The organism is Micrococcus porci (genome assembly GCF_020097155.1).
Classification (GTDB): Bacteria; Actinomycetota; Actinomycetes; order Actinomycetales; family Micrococcaceae; genus Micrococcus; species Micrococcus porci.
In genome coordinates this window covers 261,594-271,532 of the sequence record NZ_CP083691.1, presented here as the reverse complement: position 1 = coordinate 271,532, position 9,939 = coordinate 261,594, and the positions used below count along the sequence as shown (strand labels likewise).

Genomic DNA, 9,939 nt, shown 5'->3' with positions numbered 1-9,939 from the left:
ATGGACATGAGCCCGGAGCTGACCGGGGCGGACCCCGCGGACCGGCCGGGGCGGCTGGGCGTCGGCGTGATCGGCGCCGGGCGCGTGGGGGCCGTGCTGGGCGCGGCGCTGCGCGGGGCCGGGCACACGATCACGGGCGTGCACGCGGTCTCCGAGGCGTCCCGGACGCGGGCCGAGGCCCTGCTGCCGGGCGTGCCCGTGCTGGAGCTCCCGGAGATCCTGCGCCGCTCGGAGATGGTGCTGTTCGCCGTCCCGGACGACGCGCTGCCCGAGCTCATCGCCGGACTGGCCGCGGCGGGCCACATCCAGACCGGTCACCTGCTGGTGCACACCTCCGGTCGGCACGGGGTGCGGGTGATGGACCCGGTGCGCGCGCACGGGGCGATCCCGCTGGCCGTGCACCCGGCCATGACGTTCACGGGGCTGAGCCTGGACCTGGCGCGCCTGCAGGACTGCGTGTTCGGGGTGACCGCGGACCCGGTGGTGCTGCCGGTGGCGCAGGCGCTCGTGGTGGAGATGGGCGGCGACCCGGTGGTGGTCAAGGAGGCCGACCGCGCGGCCTACCACCTGGCGCTCTCGCACGGGTCTAACCACCTGGTGACCGTGACGGCGCAGGCGCGGCAGATCCTGGAGGAGATCGGCGTCGCGGAGCCGGAGCGGATGCTCCGCCCCCTGATGCAGGCCTCCCTGGAGAACGCGCTCACCGACGGTGACGGCGCCCTCACCGGCCCCGTGGCCCGGGGCGACGTGGAGACCGTGCGCGGACACCGGGACACCCTCCGCGAGCTCGTGGACGGCGGCATGCCGGCGGACGTGCTGGCCGTGTGGGAGTCCCTGGCCCGGGCCACGGCGCAGCGCGCCGCGCGCCGCGGGGCGCTCCGGGCCGACGCGGCCGAGCGGATCCTCGCGGTCCTCGACGGGGCCGACGACGGCCCCGACGCCACCGGCTGACCCCCCCGTTTTCGTGCGTGAAACGCACGGCGTGTCTCACCTTTTGGTGCGCGAAACGCAAGGCCTTCGGGGGCGACCGCGTCCACTTCGTTCACGAAAGCGCCCGGCGCGCCGTCTATTTCGCGAACGAAAGCGTGCGGCGCGTGCGGCGCGTCAGACGCGTCCGGCGCGCACCGCCTCCGCGGCGGGCGAGCGGCAGATGTTCCCCAGGCAGACGGTCAGGATGCGCATGCCCCCAGTCTCCCAGCCGGGCCGGGGCGTGATGGAATCGGGGGCATGAGCGAGCAGCAGATCCGACCCCTCACCGCCGCCGAGCAGGAGTGGGTGGCCGTCCGCCGCGACTTCGCCGCCCAGGAGGGCACGGGCCATCTGGACCTCGACGCCGTGGACGCGTACCACGGCCGCCTCCTGGCGCGCTCGCGGTCCGAGGACGTGGACCCGGACGAGCTGGGCGTGCTCCTCGACGTCGTGGCGGTGCTGCTGGGCGAGCACCTGGGCGCCCGCCATGGGCTGGCCTGGGTCGCCGTCACGGAGGGTGACGCCACGGACCTCGGCCTGCGCGATCCGCTCTCCGACGCCGTGGTGTTCCCCCAGTCCGTAGTGGCCCAGCACTGGAACGACGGCGACGCGCACTGGATCCCGGGCTACGTGGACTGGCTGGGCGCGCAGCTCGCGCCGCTGCGTGAGGAGCGCCGCGCCGCCGAGGGCTGAGTGGCTGCGCGCCCCTCGAACGCCCCGCCGGGCCGTCTCCGCACCCGGAACAGCCAGGGGTCCACGCACTCGTCACCGGGGGTTCACCCGTCCGCGTCCGGGGCGGCCCCGGGACGCCACCCGGACATGGGCACCTGGAGAGGTCATCGCTCCCGTCCCGAAAGGACCGTCCCGTGACCGCCCTCCGCACCACCGCCCGCGGCCTCGCCGCGCTGACCGCCGCCGTCGCCGTGGCCGCCCCGCTGGCCGTGCCGGCCTCCGCCGCGATCCCCGCCAAGGAGCCGATCACCCAGGCCGAGCGCCCGGACGTCGTCGCACACCGCGGCGCCTCCGCCTACCGCCCGGAGCACACCCTGGCCGCCTACGAGCTGGCCGTGGCCCAGGGCGCGGACGTGATCGAGCCCGACCTGGTCTCCACCAAGGACGGTGTGCTGGTCGACCGTCACGAGAACGACATCACCGGCACCACCGACGTCTCCGAGCGCCCCGAGTTCGCGGACCGGAAGACCACCAAGACGGTCGACGGCGTGGAGATCACCGGCTGGTTCACCGAGGACTTCACCCTCGCCGAGCTCAAGACCCTGCGCGCCAAGGAGCGCCTGCCCGAGGCCCGCCCGGGCTCCGCGGCCTACGACGGCATGTACCAGGTCCCCACCTTCGAGGAGGACCTGAAGCTGCGCGAGGAGCTCTCCGCGAAGTACGGCCGCGAGATCGGCATCATCCCGGAGATCAAGCACCCCTCCTACTTCGACGGCATCGGCCTGTCCCAGGAGGAGGAGGTCATCGAGCTGCTGGAGGAGCACGGCCTCAACCACGCCGACGGCCGCGCCGTGGTGCAGTCGTTCGAGTTCTCCAACCTGGCCGAGATGAACACCCGGCTCGGCCTGCAGGCCGACACCGCGTACCTGCTCTGGTACGAGGGCTCCGGCTACGACGCCGTGCTCTCCGGGGACACCGCCCGCGACTACGCCTACTTCTCCACCCCGGCTGGCGCCGCCGAGGCCGCCTTCAACGGCATCGACATCTACGGCCCGGAGCTGCGCCAGGTCATCGCCCTGAACCAGGACGGCTCCCTGGGCGCGCCCACCGGCCTGGTGGAGGTGGCCCACGACGCCGGGCTCACGGTGGTGCCGTACACCTTCCGCGCGGAGAACCAGTCCCTGCCGCTGCAGTTCCGCTCCTCTGAGAACCCGGTGGAGCACGGCGACCTGGCCGCGTACATCACCGAGGTCCTCGACGCCGGCGTCGACGGCTTCTTCACCGACTTCCCGGACGTGGGCGTCGCCGCCCGTGACGCCTGGCTGGCGGAGAAGCCCGCCGAGCAGCCGTCGGAGCAGCCCTCCGACGGCTCCCATGCGGTGCCGGGCAAGGTCCAGACCGGCGACGCCGCCGCCTGGCTTCCCGCGGGCCTCGCCGCCGCGGCCGCCGGCGTGCTGGTGGCGCTGCGCCGTCGCCTCACCGCCGCCCGCTGACGGCCACGTCCCGTTCGGACCAGGGCGTCGGCCGCGGCCTGCGCTGATCCGTGCCCCCTCCCGGACCACCCGGACCCCCTCCCGCACCCCTTCCCGGACCGCCCGGACCCCCGCCCGCCGCGGGGTCCGGGCGGCCCGGCGTCGGGAGATAATCCCGGAACGTCCCAGGCCACGAGCCCGTGACGGACGGCGGAGGCCTGTCCTAGCGTGACCTTCACCGGCCGCGCCGATGGAAGGCGCGGCCCCTGAATAGGAAGGCACACCATGGCGAAGAACCACTCCGCTCGCGCGGCCGATCCGCAGCAGTCCGAGACCCGCCAGAAGGCGGAGGCCGCCGCCGGCGCCGCCCAGGACCAGGCCGCGGGCGTCGCCCAGGACGCCAAGGCCCACGCCCAGGACCTGGCGCAGTCGGCCCAGCAGGAGGCCGTCGCGGTCAAGGACGAGGCCGTCCAGCACGCCAAGTCCCTGGCCGGCTCCCTGCAGGACCAGGCCGCCCAGCAGGCCTCGACCCAGCAGGGTCGCCTGGCAGAGCAGTCGCGCGGCATCACGGACGACCTGCACCGCCTGCTCTCCGGCGAGCAGCCCCAGGGCGACGCCGTCCGCCAGGCCGTGGCCGCCGTCGCCGACCGCGCCGAGACCCTCACGCAGCGCCTCGAGACCGCCCAGCCGATGGACCTCGTGGACGACGTCCGCCGCTTCGCCGCGCGCCGTCCCGGCACGTTCCTGGCGATCGCCCTCGGCGCCGGCGTCCTCGCCGGCCGCATGACCCGCGGCGTGCGTGACGCCTCCCAGGACGGCCCCGCGTCCCTGTCTTCGGCCCCCCGCACGCCCCAGCACCGCCGCGAGCTGGAGCCCCAGGGCGTGCAGGCCGATGTGACCCCGCACCACCTGGACTCGCAGATCCCGGCGCACACCGGCGACGACGCCCCGCGTCCGGTCTCGGACACCGCAGCCGGCCTGCCCTACGGCACGGAGCCGCTGCCGACGATCGATCCGCTCACCGGCGAGCCGGTGGCGGAGGATCCGTACGACCAGACCCGTGACGGGGGCCGCGCATGAGCCACGCCACCCCGAACGGCGGAGCCCCGCGCCACGCGGACCCCGCCGCCCACCAGTCCACCCCAGCGGCGGGGGCCCACACCCCGCCGCCCACCCAGGCGGAGTTCCGCGCCGAGCACGAGTCGCTCGGTGAGATGTTCTCCTCCGCCACGGAGAAGGTCTCGCTCCTGATGCGTCAGGAGATCGCCCTCGCGAAGGCCGAGGCCACCGACTCCGCCAAGAAGGCCGGGAAGGGCGCGGGCATGTTCGCCGGCGCCGCCGTCGGCGGGTTCTTCCTGCTGATGTTCCTGTCCCTCGCCCTGATGTACGCCCTCGGCTCCCTCATGCCCCTGGGCTGGGCCGCGCTGATCGTGGCCGTCCTGTGGGGCGTCGTGGCCGCCGTGCTGGCGCTTCAGGGCAAGAAGAACATCGAGAAGATCAAGGGTCTGCCGCAGACCCAGGAGACGCTTCAGGAGATCCCCGAGACCCTGAACCCTGCGAAGGAGACGCGATGACCACGAGCAGCAACCCCGACGAGATCCGTGCCGAGATCGAGCGCACCCGCCACGCACTGGGCCAGGACGTGGACGCGCTGGCCGAGAAGGTCAGCCCCACCAAGGCCGTGAGCCGCCAGACCAACCGCGTCAAGGACGGCTTCATCACAGTGAAGGAGAACATCATGGGCACCCCCGAGCACCACGAGGGCCCCGGCGCCGTGGACCGTGCCCGGTTCGCCGCGCAGGACGCCGCCGGCCAGGTCCAGGGCACCGCCCACGACGTCGCCGACCAGGCCCGCGGCTACGCGCAGCAGGCCGGCGAGGCCGCCTCCCAGTGGGTCGACGACGCCCAGCACGCCGTGCAGCAGGCCCCGGCCCAGGTGCGCGGCCGCACGGCGGGCAACCCGCTCGCCGCGGGCCTGATCGCCCTGGGTGCCGGCTGGCTCATCGGCTCGCTGATCCCGGCCTCCCCCGTGGAGAAGCGCGCCGCCGAGCGCGTGAAGGACCAGGCGGCCCCGCTGCTGGAGTCCGCCAAGCAGGAGGCCGCCCAGGTCGCGCAGGACGTGCGCGAGCAGGTGGAGCCGGAGGTCCGCGACGCCGCCGCCTCCCTGAAGGACTCCGCCGCGGAGTCCGTGCAGTCCCTGAAGTCCGAGGGCGCCGAGAAGGCGCAGGACCTCAAGGGCTCCTCGCAGGACGCCGCCCAGCAGGTCAAGCACGCGGCCAAGCACGCCTGACCCGCCCCGCGCGCACGCCGCCCGTCCTCCCCTCGGAGGGCGGGCGGCGTCGTCGTGTCCGGGGCACTGCCTAGACTCGCCCCGTGACCCCTCTCGACCGCACCCCCGACCGGCGCCCCGTCCCCGCCGGCACCGGCCTCACCCTGGAGGACGCCCTCCCCGTGGCCGACGGCGCCCGGCGCCCCCGCCTGGCCCGCACCGTCGCCGAGGCCCGGGCCGCCTTGCGCGAGCTGACCGCCGCCGCGGGGCAGGAGCGCGGCGGGGCGCCCGTCGTCGTGGGGATGGTCCCGACCATGGGGGCCCTGCACGGCGGGCACGCCGCCCTGATCCGGCAGGCCCGCGCGGAGAACGACGTGGTGGTCGCCTCGATCTTCGTGAACCCCCTGCAGTTCGGGGACCCGGCCGACCTGGAGAACTACCCGCGGACCCTGGAGGCGGACCTGGACCTGCTGGGCGCGGCCGGCGCGGACCTGGTGTTCGCCCCGGACGTGCAGGAGATGTACCCGGGCTACCCGGACGCGCCGATCGTCACGGTGTCCGCCGGCCGCATGGGCGAGGTCCTGGAGGGCGTCTCCCGGCCGGGGCACTTCGACGGCGTGGTCACCGTGGTGGCCAAGCTGTGGAACATCGTGCGCCCGGCGGTGCCCGCACTGCGCAGCTACTTCGGCCAGAAGGACGCCCAGCAGCTGGCCATCCTGCGCCGCCTGGCCCACGACCTGGACGTGGACGTGGAGGTGCGTGCGGTGCCGATCGTCCGCTCGCCCGAGGGCCTGGCCCTGTCCAGCCGCAACACCCGCCTGGACGCCGACGGCCTGGAGCACGCCCTGGTGCTCTCCCGCGCGCTGCGCGCCCTCGTGGACGCCGCCGAGGCCGGCGAGCCGATCGACGTGCGGGCGGCCCGCCAGATGGTGTCCGACGAGCCCGGCGTCACCCTCGACCACCTCGTGGTGGTGGACCGCGAGACCCTCGAGGAGCTCGGCCCGGAGCTGCTGTGCCAGCCGCTGCGCCGCGAGGCCCTCGCCCTCGTGGCCGCGCACGTGCCGCCCGTCCGGTTGATCGACAACATGGTGCTGCCCGCCGCGGGGCCGCTGCCGTGACCCCGGAGCGTCTCGCCGCCGCCTTCGACGGCCCCACGCCCGCGCTCGCCGCGACGCTGCTGGGGTGCCGGCTGACCGTCGTCGCCCCGGACGGCGCCGTCACCGTGCGGCTGACCGAGACCGAGGCGTACGGGAACGCGGGTGCGGACCCCGGCGCCCACTCGTTCCGCGGTCGCACCGAGCGCAATGCCGCGCTGTTCGGGCCGCCGCGTCGCACGTACGTGTACCTGAACTACGGCATCCACCGCTGCCTGAACCTGGTGGGCCACCCCGAGGGGGAGGCCGGCGGTGTGCTGCTGCGTGCGGCCGAGGTGCTCGCGGGAGGGGACCTCGCGGTGGCCCGCCGTGGCCGGGACACCGGCCTCAAGCTGCTCTCCGGGCCGGGCAACCTCGGCCAGGGCCTCGGCATCACCCTGCAGATGGGCCACGTGCCCGTGGAGATCGTCGCCGCGCCGCCGGAGGTGGCCGACGACGGCGGCACCCCGGCCCGCCTCGCCGCACCCGCCCGCTTCCTCCTGGCCCCGCCCGCGTCCCGCGATCCGGCCGAGCCGCCGATCGAGGTCGTGACGGGCCCGCGCGTCGGCGTCTCGGGGGAGGGCGGCTCCGTGCGCTTCCCGTGGCGGTTCAGCGTGGCCGGCCACCGCAGCGTGTCCGCGTTCCGGCGTGGCCGCAACGTGCCGGACTGAGCCTCAGACCTTGTCGGCCGCCCCGGCCCCGTGCCTAGGTTGATCCCATGACCGAGATGAACAAGACCGCCCACGGTGAGACCCAGCAGACCGTCACCCGGACCATCGACGCGTCCGCCAAGGACGTGTTCGACTTCCTGACCCTGCCCGCGAACCACGCGAAGTTCGACGGCTCGGGCATGGTGCAGTCGGACGACAAGACCCAGCGCATCCAGAAGGTCGGCGATGTGTTCACCATGAACATGCACGCGGAGCACATGGGGGGCGACTACCAGACCGACAACCACGTGGTCGCCTACGACCCGAACAAGCTTGTCGGCTGGAAGACCGCCCCCGCCGGCACCGAGCCCAAGGGCTGGCAGTGGGTCTACCGGCTCGAGGACAACGGCTCCGGCAGCACGGACGTGTCCCTCACCTACGACTGGACCGACGTGACCGACCCGGAGCTGCTGGCGAAGAACCTCTTCCCGATGGTCTCCGAGGAGCAGATGGAGGAGTCGCTCGCGAAGCTCGCCTCCGAGGTCGGCTGACCCCGCCTCCCGACGGCGGCCCCCGGCTCGCCCGTCCCCACGACCACGGGCACACACCCGACCAGGGTGCGTGCCCGTCGTCGTGTCCGGTGTCACGGCTAGAGTGCCGTGCGAGACCGTCCCACCCCCACGTCCAGGAGGATCCGCCATGACCGCCACCGCCGAGCCCCGCGTCCCGTCGCCGCGCGAGGACCTGTACCGCCACGTCAACGCCGGGTGGCTGGACACCCACGAGATCCCCGCGGACCAGGGCGCCTACGGCGCGTTCCTCGAGCTGCGGGACGCGGCCGAGCTGGCCGTGCGCCGGATCGCCGAGGACGCCGCCCGCGACGCCGCCATGGCCGCGCCGGCCCCCGAGGTCGAGGCCCCCGCCCAGGACGAGGCCTCGCAGGACCCCGCCGCCGCCGAGCGTGCCGCGCGCGAGCGGATCGCCGTGCTGTGGTCCGCGTTCATGGACGAGGAGGCCGTGGAGGCCGCCGGGATCCTGCCGCTGGCCGCGGACCTGGAGGCGGTGGACGCCGTCGCCTCCCCGGCGGAGCTGCTGGCCCTCTCGGGTCGGCTGCAGCGCGAGGGCGTGTCCGGCCTGATCGGCACGGGCGCCCTCAACGACGCCGGCGACCCCGAGCGCATGCTCCTGCACCTGATCCAGTCGGGCCTGGGCCTGCCGGACGAGTCCTACTACCGCGAGGAGGCCTACGCGGAGATCCTCGCGCAGTACACCGAGCACGTGGGTCGGTTGTTCGCGCTGGCCGGCGTCGGCGGGGACGAGGCCGGCGCGGCCGCCCTGGGCGAGCGCGTGGTGGCCCTGGAGAAGCGCATCGCCGCGCACCACTGGGACGTGGTCCGCTCCCGGGACGCCGTGGCCCGCTACAACCTGCTCACCCGCGATCAGCTCCTGGAGCTGCTGCCCCTGGCCCCGGGCTGGCTCGAGGGGATCGGCGCCGCCGACGCCCGCGCGGACGAGGTCGTGGTGTGGCAGCCGGACTTCCTCACCGGCGTCCAGGCGCTGCTGGAGGGCCCGGACGCCGCGGACCTCGCGGACTGGAAGGCCTGGCTGACGCTGCAGGTGCTGCGCTCGCGGGCCGGGTTCCTGCCGGACGCGTTCGTGCAGGAGAACTTCTCCTTCTACGGCCGCCGCCTGGCCGGCACGCAGGAGGTGCGCCCGCGCTGGAAGCGCGCCGTCGCGTTCGTCAACGGGGGCGTGGGGGAGGACGTGGGCCGGCTCTACGTGGCCCGGCACTTCCCGGAGGGCCACGTGGCCGCCATGGACCAGCTCGTGGGCCTGCTCCTGGAGGCCTACCGCCGTTCCATCGACGCCCTGGACTGGATGGGCGAGCAGACCCGGCAGAGCGCGCTGGAGAAGCTCGCCATGTTCCGTCCGATGGTCGGCTTCCCGGAGACCTGGCGGGACTACTCGGCACTGGAGCTGACCCCCGGCGACCTCGTGGGCTGCGCCCGCGCCGTGGACCGCTTCGAGTGGGACCGGGACCTCGCGAAGATCGAGACGGGCCCGGACCCCCGCGAGTGGCACATGACCCCGCAGACCGTGAACGCCTACTACACGCCGCTGGAGAACGCGATCGTCTTCCCCGCGGCCCTGCTGCAGCCCCCGTTCTTCGACCCGGAGCGCTCCATGGCCGCGAACCTGGGCGGGATCGGCGCCGTGATCGGCCACGAGATCGGCCACGGCTTCGACGACCAGGGCTCCCGCTACGACGGCTCCGGCCGCCTCCACGACTGGTGGACGGAGCAGGACCGCGAGGCCTTCGCCGAGCGCACCGGCCGCCTCGTGGCGCAGTACTCGGCGCTGTCCCCGGCGGAGGCCCCGGACCGGCAGGTCAACGGCGAGTTCACCCTCGGGGAGAACATCGGCGACCTCGGCGGCCTGGGCATCGCCCACCAGGCCCTGGAGATCTGGCGGGAGGAGCAGGACGGCTCCACCGAGGACGAGTCCTCCGGCGACCGCGAGTTCTTCCAGGCCTGGGCCGCCGTGTGGCGGCAGCTGACCCGCCCGGAGACCATGGTCACCCGCATCGCCTCCGACCCGCACTCGCCCAACCAGTTCCGCTGCAACCAGGTGGTGAAGAACCTGGACGCCTTCCACACCGCCTACGGCACGCGCGAGGGCGACCCCATGTGGCTGGCCCCGGAGGAGCGCGTCACCATCTGGTGAGCCCGGCCGGTCCGGCGAGGCCACGACGACGCCGCTCCTGACGACGATGC

10 protein-coding genes are annotated in these 9,939 nt (G+C 74.4%); all 10 read left to right on the top strand.

From position 1 onward, the window contains the following. Positions 1-951, top strand: coding sequence for a Rossmann-like and DUF2520 domain-containing protein (locus KW076_RS01265; RefSeq protein WP_224356751.1), 951 nt, complete (start codon positions 1-3; stop codon positions 949-951). A gap of 276 nt (positions 952-1,227) precedes the next feature. Next, positions 1,228-1,662 carry a DUF3806 domain-containing protein gene (locus KW076_RS01260; RefSeq protein WP_224355840.1) on the top strand — a complete coding sequence of 145 codons (435 nt, stop codon included), beginning with the start codon at positions 1,228-1,230 and terminating at the stop codon, positions 1,660-1,662. A gap of 173 nt (positions 1,663-1,835) precedes the next feature. Beyond that, complete coding sequence (locus tag KW076_RS01255; protein ID WP_224355839.1) at positions 1,836-3,134, top strand: glycerophosphodiester phosphodiesterase family protein; 1,299 nt, start codon at positions 1,836-1,838, stop codon at positions 3,132-3,134. Positions 3,135-3,398: 264 nt separating this feature from the next. Further along, positions 3,399-4,193, top strand: coding sequence for a hypothetical protein (locus tag KW076_RS01250; RefSeq protein WP_224355838.1), 795 nt, complete (start codon positions 3,399-3,401; stop codon positions 4,191-4,193). Positions 4,194-4,327: 134 nt separating this feature from the next. After that, positions 4,328-4,687, top strand: a complete 360-nt coding sequence (locus tag KW076_RS01245; protein WP_370643471.1) for a phage holin family protein — start codon at positions 4,328-4,330, stop codon at positions 4,685-4,687. Next, positions 4,684-5,403 (top strand): DUF3618 domain-containing protein, encoded by a 720-nt coding sequence (locus KW076_RS01240; protein WP_224355836.1) that lies wholly within the window; start codon positions 4,684-4,686, stop codon positions 5,401-5,403. Before KW076_RS01245 ends, KW076_RS01240 begins: the two co-directional genes overlap by 4 nt. 83 nt (positions 5,404-5,486) lie before the next feature. Next, the gene (panC, locus tag KW076_RS01235) at positions 5,487-6,500 is read left to right on the top strand and encodes a pantoate--beta-alanine ligase (RefSeq protein ID WP_224355835.1); all 1,014 of its coding nucleotides are present in this window, start codon (positions 5,487-5,489) and stop codon (positions 6,498-6,500) included. After that, on the top strand, positions 6,497-7,186 hold the full coding sequence (locus KW076_RS01230; RefSeq protein WP_224355834.1) for a DNA-3-methyladenine glycosylase: 690 nt from the start codon (positions 6,497-6,499) through the stop codon (positions 7,184-7,186). Before panC ends, KW076_RS01230 begins: the two co-directional genes overlap by 4 nt. A 47-nt stretch (positions 7,187-7,233) precedes the next feature. Then, positions 7,234-7,716: an SRPBCC family protein gene (locus KW076_RS01225; RefSeq protein ID WP_224355833.1), complete on the top strand. Its 483-nt coding sequence runs from the start codon at positions 7,234-7,236 to the stop codon at positions 7,714-7,716. A gap of 148 nt (positions 7,717-7,864) precedes the next feature. Then, a complete protein-coding gene (locus tag KW076_RS01220) occupies positions 7,865-9,889 on the top strand; it encodes a M13 family metallopeptidase (protein ID WP_224355832.1) in 2,025 nt (674 codons plus the stop codon). The last annotated feature ends 50 nt before the right edge of the window (positions 9,890-9,939 follow it).